Origin of the sequence: Streptomyces sp. NPDC048196 (assembly GCF_040652715.1) — a bacterium.
GTDB classification, from domain to species: Bacteria; Actinomycetota; Actinomycetes; order Streptomycetales; family Streptomycetaceae; genus Streptomyces; species Streptomyces siderophoricus.
In genome coordinates this window covers 100,924-116,531 of record NZ_JBEZMM010000019.1, presented here as the reverse complement: position 1 = coordinate 116,531, position 15,608 = coordinate 100,924, and the positions used below count along the sequence as shown (strand labels likewise).

Annotated in this window: 14 protein-coding genes; 10 read left to right on the top strand and 4 right to left on the bottom strand. The window is 71.9% G+C overall.

What is annotated here, in order from left to right:
• Window positions 1–63 precede the first annotated feature (63 nt).
• From AB0E02_RS20395 to AB0E02_RS20380, 4 genes are read left to right on the top strand one after another with little or no spacing between them, the layout of a single operon-like run.
• Window positions 64–870 carry an ABC transporter permease gene (locus AB0E02_RS20395; protein WP_362141313.1) on the top strand — a complete coding sequence of 269 codons (807 nt, stop codon included), beginning with the start codon at window positions 64–66 and terminating at the stop codon, window positions 868–870.
• Entirely contained in the window at window positions 867–1,853 is a 987-nt protein-coding gene (locus AB0E02_RS20390; RefSeq protein ID WP_362141270.1) for an ABC transporter permease, read from the top strand. The genes AB0E02_RS20395 and AB0E02_RS20390 overlap by 4 nt, the downstream gene beginning before the upstream one ends.
• Window positions 1,853–2,917, top strand: coding sequence for an ABC transporter ATP-binding protein (locus AB0E02_RS20385; RefSeq protein ID WP_362141268.1), 1,065 nt, complete (start codon window positions 1,853–1,855; stop codon window positions 2,915–2,917). The genes AB0E02_RS20390 and AB0E02_RS20385 overlap by 1 nt, the downstream gene beginning before the upstream one ends.
• Window positions 2,914–3,942, top strand: coding sequence for an oligopeptide/dipeptide ABC transporter ATP-binding protein (locus tag AB0E02_RS20380; protein WP_362141266.1), 1,029 nt, complete (start codon window positions 2,914–2,916; stop codon window positions 3,940–3,942). Before AB0E02_RS20385 ends, AB0E02_RS20380 begins: the two co-directional genes overlap by 4 nt.
• Window positions 3,943–4,019: 77 nt before the next feature.
• On the opposite strand, the gene AB0E02_RS20375 is transcribed toward AB0E02_RS20380, so the two are convergent.
• Window positions 4,020–5,231, bottom strand: coding sequence for a M6 family metalloprotease domain-containing protein (locus AB0E02_RS20375; protein ID WP_362141264.1), 1,212 nt, complete (start codon window positions 5,229–5,231; stop codon window positions 4,020–4,022).
• Between the two features lie 100 nt (window positions 5,232–5,331).
• Between AB0E02_RS20375 and AB0E02_RS20370 the strand changes: the two genes are divergently transcribed.
• The 5 genes from AB0E02_RS20370 to AB0E02_RS20350 all read left to right on the top strand — a co-directional run bounded on the left by AB0E02_RS20370 (window position 5,332) and on the right by AB0E02_RS20350 (window position 11,081).
• Complete coding sequence (locus AB0E02_RS20370; RefSeq protein ID WP_362141262.1) at window positions 5,332–6,297, top strand: LysR family transcriptional regulator; 966 nt, start codon at window positions 5,332–5,334, stop codon at window positions 6,295–6,297.
• 189 nt (window positions 6,298–6,486) lie between these two features.
• Complete coding sequence (locus AB0E02_RS20365; protein ID WP_362141260.1) at window positions 6,487–8,874, top strand: collagenase; 2,388 nt, start codon at window positions 6,487–6,489, stop codon at window positions 8,872–8,874.
• Window positions 8,875–9,098: 224 nt separating this feature from the next.
• Complete coding sequence (locus AB0E02_RS20360; protein ID WP_362141258.1) at window positions 9,099–9,581, top strand: NUDIX domain-containing protein; 483 nt, start codon at window positions 9,099–9,101, stop codon at window positions 9,579–9,581.
• Window positions 9,582–9,751: 170 nt separating this feature from the next.
• On the top strand, window positions 9,752–10,573 hold the full coding sequence (locus AB0E02_RS20355; protein ID WP_362141256.1) for an MBL fold metallo-hydrolase: 822 nt from the start codon (window positions 9,752–9,754) through the stop codon (window positions 10,571–10,573).
• A 61-nt stretch (window positions 10,574–10,634) separates the two neighbouring features.
• Window positions 10,635–11,081 carry a DUF6098 family protein gene (locus tag AB0E02_RS20350; protein WP_362141254.1) on the top strand — a complete coding sequence of 149 codons (447 nt, stop codon included), beginning with the start codon at window positions 10,635–10,637 and terminating at the stop codon, window positions 11,079–11,081.
• Here the strand turns inward: AB0E02_RS20350 and AB0E02_RS20345 are convergent.
• The 3 genes from AB0E02_RS20345 to AB0E02_RS20335 form a co-directional block, all read right to left on the bottom strand.
• On the bottom strand, window positions 11,061–11,456 hold the full coding sequence (locus AB0E02_RS20345) for a hypothetical protein (RefSeq protein ID WP_362141312.1): 396 nt from the start codon (window positions 11,454–11,456) through the stop codon (window positions 11,061–11,063). The genes AB0E02_RS20350 and AB0E02_RS20345 overlap by 21 nt on opposite strands.
• Window positions 11,457–11,545: 89 nt before the next feature.
• Entirely contained in the window at window positions 11,546–12,076 is a 531-nt protein-coding gene (locus tag AB0E02_RS20340; RefSeq protein ID WP_362141252.1) for a hypothetical protein, read from the bottom strand.
• 153 nt (window positions 12,077–12,229) lie between these two features.
• Window positions 12,230–13,135: a hypothetical protein gene (locus AB0E02_RS20335; protein ID WP_362141250.1), complete on the bottom strand. Its 906-nt coding sequence runs from the start codon at window positions 13,133–13,135 to the stop codon at window positions 12,230–12,232.
• A 178-nt stretch (window positions 13,136–13,313) separates the two neighbouring features.
• Between AB0E02_RS20335 and AB0E02_RS20330 the strand changes: the two genes are divergently transcribed.
• A complete protein-coding gene (locus AB0E02_RS20330; protein ID WP_362141248.1) occupies window positions 13,314–15,563 on the top strand; it encodes a heavy metal translocating P-type ATPase in 2,250 nt (749 codons plus the stop codon).
• Window positions 15,564–15,608 lie beyond the last annotated feature (45 nt).

Here is a 15,608-nt window from a genome sequence, read left to right as displayed (position 1 = left end):
CGCGCACTGCGCCGCCGCACCTCCGTGCGGATCTCCCTCGGCATCATCGGGCTGTTCCTGTTCATGGCGGCCGCGGCCCCGCTGCTGAGCGCGCTGGGCGGCTGGTCGCCCGATGCGTTCGACAAGTCCGCCGTCGATCCGTACCTCGGCGGCACGCCCCTGGGACCGCTCGGCGGGATCTCCGCCGACCACTGGCTGGGCGTCGAACCGGTCACCGGACGCGACCTGTTCGCCCGGGTCGTGCACGGCGCCCAGGTCTCCCTGCTCATCGCCCTCACCGCCACCGCCATCGTCGTCCTCACCGGGACCGCGGCCGGGATCGCGGCCGGCTACTTCGGCGGCCGCACCGACGCCCTGCTCTCCCGCCTGATGGACCTCACCATGTCCTTTCCGTCCCTCATTTTCATGATCGCGATGATGTCGGTGGCCAAGGACGTCAACCGGATCCTGCTGATGACGGCCGTCATCGGCCTCTTCGGCTGGCCCGGCGTCGCCCGCGTGGTGCGCGGCCAGACCCTCTCCCTCAAGCACCGCGAGTACGTCGACGCCGCCCACGTCGGCGGCTCCGGGTCCTGGCGGATCCTCACCCGCGACGTCCTCCCGGGCGTCGCCGGGCCCGTCATCGCGTACACCACCCTCCTCATTCCCGGGATGATCGCCACCGAGGCGGCGCTGAGCTACCTGGGCGTCGGGGTGCGGCCGCCCACCCCCTCCTGGGGCCAGATGATCGCCGAGAGCGTCTCCTTCTACGACACGGACCCCATGTACTTCGTCATCCCGAGCGCCTGCCTGTTCCTGACCGTCCTCGCGTTCACGCTGCTCGGCGACGCCCTGCGCGACGTCCTCGACCCGAGGGGAAGCCGCACATGATCCGCTACACCCTGCGGCGCCTGGTGGCCGTCGTCGGAGTGCTCATCGCCGTAGCCGCGGTCACCTTCACCATCTTCTACGTCCTGCCCTCCGACCCGGCCGCCGCGGCCTGCGGCAAGTCGTGCAGCACCGAACGCCTGGAGGCGATCCGGGCACACATGGGGCTCGACGAGCCCGTGTGGCGGCAGTTCTGGGACTTCGCCTCCGGGATCTTCACCGGCCGCACGATGGGCAGCGGCCGGTACACCCTGCACTGCGACTTCCCGTGCCTGGGCTACTCGTACGAGAACAGCGAGGCCGTCTGGGACCTCCTCGTGGACCGGCTGCCGGTGTCCGCGTCGCTCGCCGTCGGTGCGGCCGTGCTGTGGCTGGTGCTCGGGCTGAGCGCCGGGGTGGTCGCGGCCCTCCGCAAGGACACGCTCGTCGACCGCGCCCTGATGGTGGGGGCGGTCGGCGCCGCCTCGCTGCCCGTGTACTTCACCTCCATGATGCTGATCTACGGCCTCATCCGGGTGGCCGGTCTGCTCCCCTATCCGCGTTACGTCTCCTTCGCCGACGACCCCGCGCACTGGGCGTCGAACCTGCTGCTGCCGTGGCTGGCGCTCGCCCTCCTGTACGCGGCCATGTACGCACGCCAGAGCCGCAGTTCGATGATCGAGACGATGGCGGAGCCGTACATCCGCACGGCCCGCGCCAAGGGCCTGCCGCGCCGCACCGTCGTCGTCAAGCACGGTCTGCGGGCCGGGATGACGCCCCTCCTTACCCTCTTCGGCATGGACCTCGGCGGGCTGCTCGCCGGCGCGGTGATCACCGAGTCGCTCTTCGGCCTCCCGGGCATCGGGCGGCTCTTCTACGGCGCCCTGACCACCGGTGACCAGCCGGTGATCCTCGGGGTGACGCTGCTCGCCGCCACGTTCATCGTCGTCGCCAACCTGGCCGTCGACCTCCTGTACGCCGTCGTCGACCCCCGAGTGAGGCTGTGATGGCCACCGCCACCGAACCCCTGCTGGCCGTAAGGGACTTGGCGGTGACGTTCGCCACCCGGCACGGTCCCGTGCACGCCGTCGACTCGCTGTCCTTCGACGTCCACCGCGGCCGTACCCTCGGCATCGTCGGCGAGTCCGGCTCCGGCAAGTCGGTCACCTCGATGGCCGTGCTGGGCCTGCACACCGCGGCCGAGGTCAGCGGTTCGATCGCCCTGGAGGGCCGGGAGCTGGTCGGGCTTCCCGAGCGCGAGCTGAGCCGGCTCCGCGGCCGTCGGATGGCGATGGTCTTCCAGGATCCGCTCTCCAGCCTGCACCCCTACTACACGGTCGGCGAGCAGCTGGCCGAGCACCACCGGGTGCACTTCGGCTCGCGCCGCGCCGCCGCCCGACGGCGGGCCGTGGAGATGCTCGCCGAGGTCGGGATCCCGGAGCCGGAGCGCCGGGCGGGCGAGTACCCGCACCAGTTCTCCGGTGGCATGCGGCAGCGGGTGATGATCGCCATGGCCCTGGTCTGCGAACCCCACCTGCTCATCGCGGACGAGCCCACGACCGCCCTGGACGTCACCGTCCAGGCCCAGATCCTGGAGCTGCTCGCCCGGCTCCAGGAGGAACGCTCGCTCGCCGTCGTCCTGATCACCCATGACCTCGGAGTGGTCGCCCGCGTCGCCCACGAGGTCCTGGTCATGTACGGCGGCCGGGCGGCGGAACAGGCGCCGGTGGAGGCCCTGTTCGCCGCCCCGGCCCACCCCTACACACGCGGCCTGCTCGATTCCCTCCCCCGGCTCGACGACGCCGACGACGCCCCGTTGCGCGCGATCCCCGGCAGCCCGCCCTCGCTGCTCACCCCCACCCCGGGCTGCGCGTTCGCGCCCCGCTGCCCGCGGGCGGCGGCGGCCGACTGGGCCGATCGGGAGCGGTGCACCCGCCACCGGCCCCGGCTGGTCGCTTCCGGCGGGCACGCGGTGGCCTGCCATCTGCCGCTCGGCCCGGCCACCGCACCCGGCGCCCCGGTACGCCCCCGGTCCGAGGGCCCGGACCAGATCCGAAAGGTCACCCCATGACGACGCCCCGTACGTCCCCGCCCCCGGCCGCCGCCGGCGCCCCGCACCGGGGCACGGCCCCGCTGCTGTCCGTACACGAGGTGACCCGGACCTTCCCCGGCAAGCGGGGCCGTACGGCGCCGGTCCGGGCCGTCGACGGGGTCAGCTTCGAGGTGGCCGCGGGAGAAACGCTCGGTCTGGTCGGGGAGTCGGGCTGCGGCAAGTCCACCACCGGCCGGATGATCGTGCGGCTCCTGGAGCCGACGAGCGGTTCGATCAGCTTCGACGGCCGCGACATCAGCCACCTCGGCCAGCGCGAGCTGCATCCGCTGCGCCGCCACCTCCAGATGGTCTTCCAGGACCCGCACGCCTCCCTCAACCCGCGCCAGACCGTGGCCAGGATCATCGCCGAACCCCTTCTGGCGCAGGGCAGTTCGGCGGTCGACGCCCGCCGCCGGGCCGCCGACCTGATGCAGCTGGTCGGGCTCATCCCCGAACACCTCGACCGGTATCCGCACGAGTTCTCCGGCGGCCAGGCCCAACGCGTTGGCATCGCCCGCGCACTGGCCACCGGGCCGCGCCTGGTCGTCGCGGACGAACCGGTCTCGGCGCTCGACGTCTCCGTACAGGCGCAGATCGTCAACCTGATGGAGCGGCTCCAGCGGGAACTGGGTCTCGCCTACCTCTTCATCGCGCACGACCTGTCCGTGGTCAAACGGGTCTGCGACCGGGTCGCCGTGATGTACCTGGGCCGCATCGTCGAGATCGGCCCGAAGGAACGGGTCTACACGGCCCCCGCACACCCCTACACCCGGGCGCTGCTGTCCGCCGTACCGCTGCCCGATCCGGTCGCCGAACGGGCCCGGGAGCGCATCACCCTGCTCGGCGATCCGCCGAGCCCCGCGGCACCCCCGCCCGGCTGCACCTTCCACCCGCGCTGCCCCAAGGCCCAGGCCGTCTGCCGGACCGAGGCCCCGGTCCTGGGCGGAGTGGAGCAGTCCGGGGCCGGGCACCGGGTCGCCTGCCACTTCCCCGAGACGGTCTGACCGCCCCCGCACACGGCTGTGCCCCGGCGCCCACCTCGGCGCCGGAGCACAGCCAACTCGCCCATCGCCAGGGCTACTTATGACTTCGTGATGCGCACCGTGTCCCCATAGGTGCCGGCCTTCAGCACGTCGATCCGCACACCCGCGGCCGCGTCGGTGAACGACTCACCGGCTCCGTACGGCGCGTCGTCCAAGGGCCGGCAGCCCTGCGCCGGGGTGGCGTCGGGCCTGGCGTCCACGACCTGGACGGGGCCCTTGCCGGTCTCGACGGACGAGTCGACCTTGTAGACGAGCGCACCGGTCGCACACAGGTCGGTGTCCGCGCGGGCCGCCCGCCGGGACTCGACCACGTACGCCGACGTCGGGCCGGTGCGCAGGACGGCCATCTTCGTGCCGCTGCCGTACTCGACGGCGGTGAGCCGGACCGTATCGCTGCCCGCCGAGGCCCGGCAGACGACCTGCCTGTCGGCGGTCCAGCCGAGCTTCCACGACTCCCAGGCGAAGTACTGCGGTCCGGCCCCGCTGATCAGACCCATGACGTCCCAGCCGCCCACGAAACGGTGCGTGTCCTTGCCCGGGTCGAAGGCGTACAGGTCGGGCAGCCCGAAGGTGTGCGCGGTCTCGTGGCCGACCAGTTTGGGCCCCCAGTGCCACATGTCCTGGCCGAAGGTGACGGCCCATTTGATGCGCTTCCCGTCGGCGACGACGCCGGCCGTGCCCGGCTCGTACACATAGGTGGGGGTGAAGGAGATGGCCGAGGCGTTCCTGGTCGGGACGACGTAGAGCATGTCGTACGCGGAGAAGTCCACGTCCGGGTCGGCGGCGGCCACGGCGTCCTTGATGTACGCCTCGTGCGCCTCGTGGCTGAGGCCGCGTGCGAAGCCGTAGTCGGTGGATTTGTGCGGCATCCGTACCCAGTGCCGGTGCTGGGAGATGGCGAGCCACGCCTTGCCGTACGACGCCTGCCGCAGCCAGTCCGCGCCGGGCGTGATCCGGGCCGCGTCGCCGGCCGGGGACTCGGTGGCGGGGGCGTCCGGGAAGTCCACGAAGATCATGCCGACCTTGCGGGTCCCGGAGGGGCGCTGGAACACGGAGCGGTCGGTGTCATGGCCTTCGTCCGTCCATCCGGTGGCGCCCGGCAGCGCACAGTCGGCGGCGCGGGTCGCCGGCTTGGGCACATGGGACGCCTCGGCGTGCGGGGCTCCGGTGAGGGGGAGGAGGAGGCCGGCGAGTGCGGCCGCGAGCAGCGGTGCGGGGCGGCGGCGGGCGGGGTGCAACGCCTTCGTCATCGGGGACCTTTCCCTGGGGGGTGCAGTGTGAGATGTCACATGAGACTGAGGGCTGCCACACCCTGTCGGGAACCTCCCGCCGGTCCATAACATCCGCGCCATGGATCTGGAGATACGGCATCTGCGGGTGGTGTGCGCGATCGCCGAGGCCGGCAGCCTCACCCGGGCCGCCGCGGCGCTCGGGATGACCCAGCCGGGCCTCAGCGCCCAGCTGCGGCGCATCGAAACCCTCCTGGGCGGCGCGCTGTTCGACCGCCGGCGGGCGGGCTCCGCGCCCACCCCGCTGGGCGATCTGGTGCTGGCCCACGCCCGCGCCCTCCTGCCCGGCGTCGACCAGCTCCTCACCGACACCGACCGGGCCGCGCGGCGGGCCACGGCGCCCGCCCGCCTCCGCGTCGGCTCGGTGGGCGCCCCGCTGCTGGGCCATCTCCTGTTGGCCGTACGGGAGTTGCTGCCGGACGCCGAAGTGACCGCCCGCTGCCGGTACGCGCCCGGGCCGCTGCTGGACGACCTCTGCGCCGGCCGTCTGGAGGCCGCCGTCCTCGGTGACCACCCCGGCCAGGAGCCGCCGCCCCGTGACGGCGTGCTGCTGCACCCGCTCGTCACGGAGCCCGTCTTCGCCCTGCTGCCCGCCGGCCACCGCCTGGCGGGCCGGGAGGAGGTGAGCCTGTCCGAGCTCGCCGGGGAGGACTGGGCCGCGCCCCGCCCGGACAGCGACCGCACCCGCGAGTACTGGTCGTCGGTCTTCGCGCTGACCGACCGTCGGCCCCGGGTGCCCTACGAGGCGGAGGGGCGGCAGCTGATCGAGATCGTCCGGGCCGGCCTGGCGGTGAGCCTCTGTCAGGCCACCTTCATCGAGGTACCGGGCGTGGCGGTGCGCCCGCTGGCCGGCAACCCCCTGTGGTACCGCCATGTGCTGGCCTGGCACCGCGACGGCCCGCTCGCCCGGCACGGCCGGACGGTCCTGCGGCGGGTGCGCGAGGGCTATGTGCGCGACTGCGACGACAGCCCCGCGTACGCGCGCTGGCGGCAACGGTATCCGGACGCGGCACGGCCTCTGGTCTGAACCAAGGGGCTGCGCAAGGGATTTCCGTGAAATGCACCCCGACAAAGGGCTTGTCAGTGCAATTTCACATTATTACGTTACGCATCACATGGCGTGCACCTGCCCGTCAGTCGGCACCTGTACGGCAGCCAGGTCCCCGAACACCGCGGACCCCGCGCACGCTTCACCGCCCCCACACAGGAGAGCTTCGTGTTCCCTTCAAGAACCCTTCGCAGATCCCTCCTCACGGCCGCGACAGCGGTGACGCTCTGCGTCACGGCGGCCGGAACCGGATATCCCCTCAGCCCCTCCCCCGCCCCGCGCGCAACCGCCGCGGCCCCGCACCCGGCCGCCTTCGCCGGCCCGACGGGCGCCACGCCCACCCCGCACGACGAGGTCGACCGCCTGGCCAAGGCGCCCACATCGCCGGCCCTGCGCACACCGGGCCCCGGCGGGCTCGGCAACGGCCGCGTCCCCGGACCCCACACGCCCAAGGCACAGGCGAAGGCAACGGCGAAGGCATCGGCCCCCACCCCGCACGCCACGATCGGCAAGGCCGCCGTGCCGTGCACCCTCGACGGCATCACGGGCCTGTCCCCGCAACAGTTCACCGAGTTCCTCGCCGCCCCCGAGGTCAGCGCCGACGGCTGTCTGCGCACCCTGATCTGGAACTGGGACCAGCGCCTCGCGCCCGTCATGTCGAAGGCCCACATCCAGGCCGTCGCGAACCGCATCGGCCGGCTCGCCGCCGCGCACGACGGCCGGAACGGCAGCCACCTGCTGGAGATGTTCACCTACCTCCACGCCGTCTCGTACCTGGGCTTCTCCCACCGGGAGGTCGACCTCACCGACCCGGCGACCCTGGACGCCATGCGCCGGGCCGTCGCCGCCTTCGGCTCGGCCGCCCACACCTTCGACGTGACCCGCAGCAACGCCGAGACGCTCCGCGAGGCCCTCAACGCGGCCAGCGCCAAGGGCCTGCGCCAGTACCAACTCCCGCTGGTCAAGCGGGTCCTCGCCACCATGGGCCCGGCCCACCCGGACACCGCCAAGGACTCCTCCTGGGGCGGCGCCGCCCTCGCCGCCCTCTCCGTGCACTACCTCGGCGTCTACCCGGGCAACCAGGACACCGCCTTCCGCGACGCGGTCGTGGCCGCCCCGTCCTACCGCGCCGCCTTCAAGGCCTTCGCCAACTACACCCACCTCAAGAACACGGCCAACGCCTGGGTGGTGCGCGACGCGGTCGGCGAGTACGGCCGCACCGGGCAGATCGACCGGCTGCACGACGAAATCGTCGCCGGCCTCGGCCCGCTCCTGAACACCACCGCCCGCAACTTCGGCGCGTACAGCGCCCCTTGGGCCAAGGTGGCCACCTGGCTGATCGAATTCGACGCCTGCGCGCCGTACAAGGTCTGCCGTGCGGACATCGAGAAGCGCCTCTTCCCCCAGACCTACACGTACGGCAAGGACGGGACGGACGGCATCACGGTCCGCACCGCCCTCGACCGCGGCACCGTCGACCAGCTCTACTACGCCAGCAAGCAGGTCAAGACGCAGTTCCACCGGGTGGTCGGCACCGAGGAGCCGCTGGCCGGAGACACCAACTCCACCCTGCACATCGTCCTGTACGCCTCCCGCGCCGACTACGAGAACTTCCAGCCGCTGCTGACCGGCCTGAGCACCAGCAACGGCGGCATGTACATCGAGCAGGGCGCGACCTTCTACACCTACCAGCGCCGCGTCCCGCAGGACTCCACACTCACCCTGGAGGAGCTCTTCCGGCACGAGTACACGCACTACCTCAACGGCCGCTGGGCGGTGCCCGGCACGTTCGGCGAAGGTCCTTGGTACGAGGGCGACCGGACCACGGCGATGGACGAGGGCACCGCCGAGTTCTTCGACGGCGGCACCCGTGACGACGGCATCAAGGTCCGCAAGTCACTGGTGCGGGGCATCATCGCCGACACCGCGAACGGCGGCCCGCGCATGACCGTCGACCAGCTCCTGCACGCCACGTACGACGGGGACGGCTTCCGCTTCTACAACTACGCGGGCACGTTCTTCGAGTTCCTGTGGACCGAACACCCCGCCCTGCTCAAGGAGATGTACCGGAACCTGCGGGCCGACGACCCGGCGGCCTTCGACGCCTGGCGCGCCCGCCTCGGCAAGGACCAAGGCCTCCAGCGGGAGTACGACGCCTTCCTCGACACCAACATCGCCCACGTCGACGACCTCTTCGTCCCCGACACCAAGCACGTCCCGCTCGCCGAGCTGACCGACAGCACGCCCGACCAGGTCCGCTCGTCCTTCGCCAAGAGCACCTACAACAACCCCGACGAGTGCCACGCCTCCGGCTCGAAGGACCGTCCGCGGTTCACCTGCAACGGCCGCATCACGGCGAACCTCGCCGACGCCGGCAACGCCGACCGGGTCTTCAAGGACATGTCCGAGACCGTCGACTTCTTCATCCTGGACCGGGCCGCCCACGGCGACAACAACCTCACCGACATGAACTGCTCCTTCGGCGAGGTCGACATCTGGTCCAACGGCCGCGCGGGCACGAGCCCCTTCCACTGCGAAGGCCCCCTGCGCAGCTGACCGGCCGGGCTCGTTCGCCACTGCTCAGCGCCCCCTCTGCGGCAGCCTCCCCACGGCCGGTGGCCCACCGGCCGGCCATGGGTGGGCTGCCGCGTCCGGGCGGCCCCGCGCAGCGATACGGGCTGATGGTGTCCCGTTCTCGGGCGGACCAGGCATCGTGGTGGTCGGCCCGCCCGAGCGGCCGCGACGGGACATGCCGTAACGACAGGAAGGTGACCACCACCGTGCCCCAGCCCCCCAGCCCCACCATCCGCACCTCTGCCAAGGCCGTCGTCCTCCACGAGGACCATGTCCTCCTCACCCGCGCCCACTGGCGGGACCGGGAGTACGCCTTCCTGCCGGGAGGAGGCCAGCGCCCCGGTGAGAGTTTCGGTGACGCGGTCCGCCGCGAGGTGCACGAGGAAACCGGCCTGACCGTGACGGTCGACCGCCTGTTGTGGCTGCGCGAATACATCGGCGCCCACCACGGTGAGCCGGACGACGGATCCGAGACCCACCGCATCGAAGCGATCTTCCTCTGCACCCCCACCAGCGATCCCCATCAACTCGGCGGACACTCCCAGGACGCCACCCAGATCGGCCTGGAATGGGTCCCGCTGCGGAAGGTCCCCGCCACCGATCTGCTGCCCCGGGCCATCCGGCAGCCCCTCGCCGACCTGTCCCGCACCCCTCCCGCCCCCGACGCCTACCTCGGCGACGTGGCCTGACCATGCACACGGCCGATGGCCGAACGCCCGGGTCGCTCGATGCCGGTAGGGGCAGACGGCCGTCCGGAGCGGGGACCGGTTGCCTGCGCGGGGGCGGCGGTCGGCGGCGACAATGAGAGGAGTGCCGGTCATCGGGCGCCTCATGTGCGCGCACCCCGGGGAGGAGCATGATGACGGATCCTTCTGGCGACTCGGTCACCCTCCGCTTCGTCGGCAATGCCACCACGGTGCTGACGTACGGCGATCTGACATTGCTGACCGATCCCAACTTCCTGCACCGCGGACAGTACGCGTATCTGGGCTACGGGCTCCTCAGCCGCCGTCTCACCGAGCCGGCCGTATCCATCGACGATCTCCCGGACGACCTCGACGCGGTGGTGCTGTCGCATCTCCACGGTGATCACTGGGACCGGACGGCCCGGCGCGGCCTCGACACCTCCGTGCCGGTCGTCACCACGCCGCACGCCTCCCGGCGCCTGCAGGGGCTTCACCGCTTCCACCGCGCGGTGGGGCTGCGTACCTGGCAGGACCACACCGTGACGCGCCAGGGCACGCAGGTCCGGATCACCGCCCTGCCGGGCCGGCACGCCATGGGGGCGCTGGGCCTGCTGCTGCCGCCCGTGATGGGCAGCCTGCTGGAATTCGGGCCGGCGGGCGGCCCGGTCCGGTTCCGGCTGTACATCACCGGTGACACCCTGTTGTTCGACGGGCTCACCGAGATAGCGAGCCGGTACCCGCACGTGGACCTGACCGTGCTCCACCTCGGGGGGACCCGGCTGCCGGGTGGCTTCATGGTGACCATGGACGGGGCGCAGGGCGCCGAGCTCGCCGACCGCCTGCCGACGAGCCGGGCTCTGCCCGTCCACTACGACGACTACACCGTCTTCAGCTCACCGCTCCAAGACTTCCTCGCCGAGGCCGGGAAGCGCGGTCTGACCGACCGGATCGTGCGCTGCGAGAGGGGTGCGAGTGTCACCTTGGCCCCCGGCTGAGGCCGTTCCCCGGCGAGACGGTGGAAAGAGGAGGGAGGAAGGGGGAAGGAGGGCCGCGCGCATGTCGGACTCGGGCCGCCTGCCCACGTTGCACACCTTGGACGAATTGGCCGCACTCGTCGAACGCCGTCCGCACCTCTACGTCCGTTGGTCACGCGGACCGGAAGCCGATCTGGGCCGGTCCTCCAGCACGGACGACCTCACCGGCGCGTCCCTGCCGGGCCTGTCCGCCAACGCCCTTGACGTCCCTCCCTGGTGGCAGGGGCGCCCTACCCGCGTATGGGTGGCGCGACGCCTCCACGACTACTCCCATCTGCCGCGGGAGAAGGGCTCAGCGGTGCGTCCGTGGGTGCTGCACGGGCGTGAGGCGGGGCGCGGTCCCGACAACGAACCCCTCGTCCGCTCCGTGCAGCCCATTGCCTGGATTTCCTCCCGCGTGCTGAAGCAGGCCAAGGCCGAGGTCGACCGGCAGGCCGGACTCTGGGGATCACTGCAGCGCAAGAGGTGAGCAGCGGGCGACCGGTGCGGACGGCAGGGGACCGCACCGCCACCAGGCGACGAGCCAGCCGGCCTCGATGACGGCGTCCAGCGCATGGCTGCGGCGCACCTTGCCCCTCGGTACGTAGACCAGGTCGATGGCGAGCAGGGTCAGCGCCGTGCCGACGCCGATCCGGCGTGCCTGGGCCAGGCATTCGGGCGCGGGGCAGGTCCGGAGCTGGCTCCAGCCGCAGGCGACCAGTAGCCCTGACACCGTTCTGACCAGCCAGTCCTGCTCCTCTTTCATCCTCCGCGGCCCGAAGTGGCGCTCGAAGCCGCGCAGGGACAGCAGAGCCCAGGCGCCGCCGCCTGCGTGGAACAATCCTTGGGCACGCGCGACCTGCATCGGGTTCACGAGGGGGCCCTCACCTGCGAGGCGGTGCTGCCCAGGACGGGGACGGGGACGGCCCGTGCGCGGCGGTCGGCCGGGGTGGGTCATCGGGCGGCCTCCGACCGCCGCTGGTCGGAGCGTTCGGTCAGGAACCTCCGCACGGCCTTGCGGTGCAGGGCATCCAGTACCTCGGCCTGCTGCCGCGCTCCGGACAGGAGCTCCTGAAGCCGTCGGGTGTCCAGACGGGGTTCCCGCGGAGCCCATTCGAGGAGCGCGCGCCACAGGAGCGCCTTTCCTTCGACGCCGAGACGCATTCCTTCGAGCTCGATGAGCGTGCTGAGGCCGGAGCGACGGACCACACGGCCGTTGGGCTTCAGACGTCCGACCTTCTCGCCCGCCCAGGCTCCGTAGACCTTGTACCGCCGAACCGGAACGCCCAGGGCGGCCATGAGCCGCAGGAGAGCCTGCCGGTCCAGCGAGATCTCCGCGGCGAGGTCCTTCACTTCACCGCCGAGGTCCGAACCCTGGTGCTCCCGGGCCATGCGCCGGGCGAGCTCCACACCGGCCGTGGCACCGGCCAGGTGATCATTGAGGTAGACCGCGACCATCCGCGACTCCGCAAGCCGACCGTCCATGATCGACCTCCCTCGCTGGGAATGGGTGATCTTTCCCTGCGCCTGAGCGGCCAATTTCAGCCTAGCGAATCACGGCCGTGCCGGGCCCGCCGGCGGCTCGTGGCCGTGCCGGGCCCGTCACCGGCCTCCCGGTCATCGCCTGTCGTGATGGCGTCAGCGCCCCGCGTTGACCGTGAAGGCGGCGGTGCGGACCTTGCCCTCGTGCCGGAAGTCGAGGAAGAGACGGTATGCGCCGGCGCTCGGCGCCATGGCGGTGAACGAGACCCCGGGCCCGGGCTTCGTCCTGCCGTCGCCGGGCGCACCGTTGGGGTGGACGTGCAGGTAGGCCAGGTCGCCCGAGCGCAGGGCGACGAGATGGCCGTAGGCGCCGAGGTAGGGCTGGAGGTCGGTGACCGGTCGGCCGTTCTTGGTGACCTTCAGGGTCAGTTCGCTCTCTTCCCCCGCGCGGAGTCGGCCGTCGAGGGTGACGTTGTAGCCGTCGACCTCGGCGACCGTGGACGGCACGGGCAGCGGGGCGGGGCGGTAGGTGCCGGTGGCCGCGAGATCCGCGCCGAGGGTGAGGTTCTTCGCCGGCCCGGTGGCCGGGGTGAAGTCGGCGAAGAGCCGATAGGCGCCGGCCGTCGGGAGTTCCGTCCTGATGCTCCAGGTGCCGTCGGCCGCGCGGGTCGGGTGCACATGCCGGTAGGTCCCCAAGTCACGGGAGGCGACGATGAGATGGAGTTCCTTGCCGTGCTCGCGCCGGTAGGCGGTGACCAGTTGGCCGGCACCGTCGCGAACGGCGAAGCGGAGCTCCGTCGCCCGGGCCGCGCGGACCTGCGGGGTCTTGAGGTCGAGCAGGTATCCGTCCTGGGAGATCTGCAGCCCGCCGGGGGGTGTGCGGTGGCCGCCCTCCGCGTGCTCCCCTCCCCCGCCCGCCGCACCACTGCCTCCGTGTCCGGCGTGCGCCGCGGCCTCCGGGGCCGCGGCGAGGGGGGTCACGACGCTGCCGACGCCGTACGCGACGCCGAGGGACGCGGCGAGTGCGGCCGCGAACGCCGTGATTCTTACCGGGGTGTTCATGGGGTTCTCCTCAGGTCGGAGGGTGCCGGTCGGCCAACCGGCCAGCACGGAGAATATACCCCCTAGGGGTATACGCAAGAGCGACCGCAAGGCCTTGCCATGAATACGGGGAGGGGGTATATGTTTGCTCCGCGGCCCACCATACCCCCCAGGGGTATCAATCCTGCGAGGAGCAGTGATGACGACCCTCACCGAAGCCCACGAGGTCGAACTCGCCATCGGCGGCATGACCTGCGCCTCGTGCGCGGCCCGCATCGAGAAGAAGCTCAACCGCATGGACGGTGTCGAAGCCACCGTCAACTACGCGACGGAGAAGGCGAAGGTCAGCTACCGGGCCGCAGACGTCTCGGTCAGCGATCTGATCGCCACCGTCGAGGCGACCGGTTACACCGCGCGGGAGCCCGCCCCGGCCCGTACGGACCACGCGCCGGCGACCGGCGGCGCGGACGCGGCGCCCGATGAGCTCCGGCCGCTCCGGCAGCGGCTGGTCACCGCCGTGGTCCTCGCGGTGCCGGTGGTCGCGATGGCGATGGTTCCGGCGCTGCAGGTCGAGTACTGGCAGTGGCTTTCGCTCACCCTCGCCGCGCCCGTCGTCACCTACGCCGCATGGCCCTTCCACCGCGCCGCCTGGACGAACGCCAGGCACGGCGCGGCAACCATGGACACCTTGATATCGGTCGGCACGTCGGCGGCTTTCCTGTGGTCGCTGTGGGCGCTGTTCTTCGGGACCGCCGGCACACCCGGTATGACGCACGCCTTCGAGCTGACCATCGCCCGCAGCGACGGCGCGGGCAACATCTACCTCGAAGCCGCTGCCGGCGTCACCGCCTTCATTCTGGCCGGGCGCTACTTCGAGGCCCGTTCGAAGCGGAAGGCGGGTGCGGCGCTCAAGGCGCTCCTGGAGCTGGGGGCCAAGGAGGTCACCGTTCTCCGGGACGGGCGCGAAGTCACCCTGCCCACCGCCGCGTTGCAGGTCGGTGACCGTTTCCTGGTCCGTCCCGGGGAGAAGATCGCCACGGACGGGACGGTGGTCGAGGGCTCGGCGGCGGTGGACGCGTCGATGCTCACCGGGGAGTCGGTCCCGGTCGAGGTCTTCGTCGGTGATGCGGTCACCGGTGCCACGCTGAACGCCGGCGGACGGCTGGTGGTCGAGGCCACCCGGGTCGGCGCCGACACCCAACTGGCCCGGATGGCCAGGCTCGTTGAAGACGCGCAGAACGGGAAGGCCGCCGCCCAGCGGCTGGCGGACAAGATCTCTGCGGTCTTCGTACCGATCGTGATCGGGCTGGCGCTCGCCACCTTCGGCTTCTGGCTCGGCAACGGGGCGGGCCTGACGGCCGCGTTCACCGCTGCCGTCGCCGTCCTGATCATCGCCTGCCCGTGCGCCCTCGGCCTGGCCACTCCGACCGCCCTCATGGTCGGGACCGGGCGCGGTGCCCAGCTGGGCATCCTGATCAAGGGGCCCGAGGTGCTGGAGACCACCCGTAAGGTCGACACCATCGTGCTGGACAAGACCGGCACGGTCACGACGGGACGGATGACCCTCATCGACGTCCACACCGGTGAGGACGAGGGTGAAGTCCTCCGCCTCGCCGGGGCGTTGGAGCACGCGTCCGAGCATCCGATCGCCCGCGCGGTGGCCGAGGGGGCCCGGGAGAAGGTCGGCGTCCTGCCCGCTCCGGAGGGCTTCGCCAATGTCGCCGGGCTCGGCGTCCAGGGCGTGGTCGAGGGGCACGCGGTCCTCGTCGGCCGGCCGAAGCTGCTCGCCGAGTGGGCGATCCACCTGCCGGCCGAACTGGAGCGTGCCAAGGCCGAGGCGGAGGCGGCGGGGCGTACGGCGGTCGCGGTCGCCTGGGACGGTGCGGCGCGGGCGGTGCTGGAAGTGGCGGACGCCGTCAAGGAAAGCAGCCCGGAGGCCATCCGCCGGCTGCGGGCCCTCGGCCTGACCCCGATTCTGCTCACCGGCGACAACCGGGCGGTGGCCGGGTCGGTCGCCGCGGAGGTCGGCATCGACGAGGTGATCGCCGAGGTGCTGCCCGAGGACAAGGTGAACGTCGTCAAGCGCCTCCAGGCGGAGGGTCGCAGCGTCGCCATGGTGGGTGACGGGATCAACGACGCCGCCGCGCTCGCCCAGGCCGATCTGGGACTGGCCATGGGGACGGGCACGGACGCGGCGATCGAAGCCGGTGACCTCACCCTCGTACGAGGAGACCTGCGGGCCGCGGCGGATGCGATCCGGCTCGCCCGCAAGACGCTCGGCACGATCCGTACCAACCTCTTCTGGGCCTTCGCCTACAACGTGGCGGCCCTGCCGCTCGCGGCGGCCGGTCTGCTCAACCCGATGATCGCGGGCGCGGCGATGGCCTTCTCGTCGGTCTTCGTGGTGGGCAACTCACTGCGGCTGCGCGCCTTCCGCGCCCGGTCCTGAACGACGGGCGGCCGGGAAGGAAGTCGGCTCCGCACGGGCAGAGTT

Bases quoted from the DNA above. Each gene is read 5' to 3' on its own strand.
- AB0E02_RS20385 (WP_362141268.1), top strand. From the start codon at position 1,853: ATGGCCACCGCCACCGAACCCCTGCTGGCCGTAAGGGACTTGGCGGTG.
- AB0E02_RS20390 (WP_362141270.1), top strand. From the start codon at position 867: ATGATCCGCTACACCCTGCGGCGCCTGGTGGCCGTCGTCGGAGTGCTC.
- AB0E02_RS20340 (WP_362141252.1), bottom strand. From the start codon at position 12,076: ATGGACGGTCGGCTTGCGGAGTCGCGGATGGTCGCGGTCTACCTCAAT.
- AB0E02_RS20330 (WP_362141248.1), top strand. From the start codon at position 13,314: ATGACGACCCTCACCGAAGCCCACGAGGTCGAACTCGCCATCGGCGGC.
- AB0E02_RS20355 (WP_362141256.1), top strand. From the start codon at position 9,752: ATGACGGATCCTTCTGGCGACTCGGTCACCCTCCGCTTCGTCGGCAAT.
- AB0E02_RS20370 (WP_362141262.1), top strand. From the start codon at position 5,332: ATGGATCTGGAGATACGGCATCTGCGGGTGGTGTGCGCGATCGCCGAG.
- AB0E02_RS20345 (WP_362141312.1), bottom strand. From the start codon at position 11,456: ATGCAGGTCGCGCGTGCCCAAGGATTGTTCCACGCAGGCGGCGGCGCC.
- AB0E02_RS20395 (WP_362141313.1), top strand. From the start codon at position 64: ATGGCGGCCGCGGCCCCGCTGCTGAGCGCGCTGGGCGGCTGGTCGCCC.
- AB0E02_RS20380 (WP_362141266.1), top strand. From the start codon at position 2,914: ATGACGACGCCCCGTACGTCCCCGCCCCCGGCCGCCGCCGGCGCCCCG.
- AB0E02_RS20335 (WP_362141250.1), bottom strand. From the start codon at position 13,135: ATGAACACCCCGGTAAGAATCACGGCGTTCGCGGCCGCACTCGCCGCG.
- AB0E02_RS20375 (WP_362141264.1), bottom strand. From the start codon at position 5,231: ATGACGAAGGCGTTGCACCCCGCCCGCCGCCGCCCCGCACCGCTGCTC.
- AB0E02_RS20350 (WP_362141254.1), top strand. From the start codon at position 10,635: ATGTCGGACTCGGGCCGCCTGCCCACGTTGCACACCTTGGACGAATTG.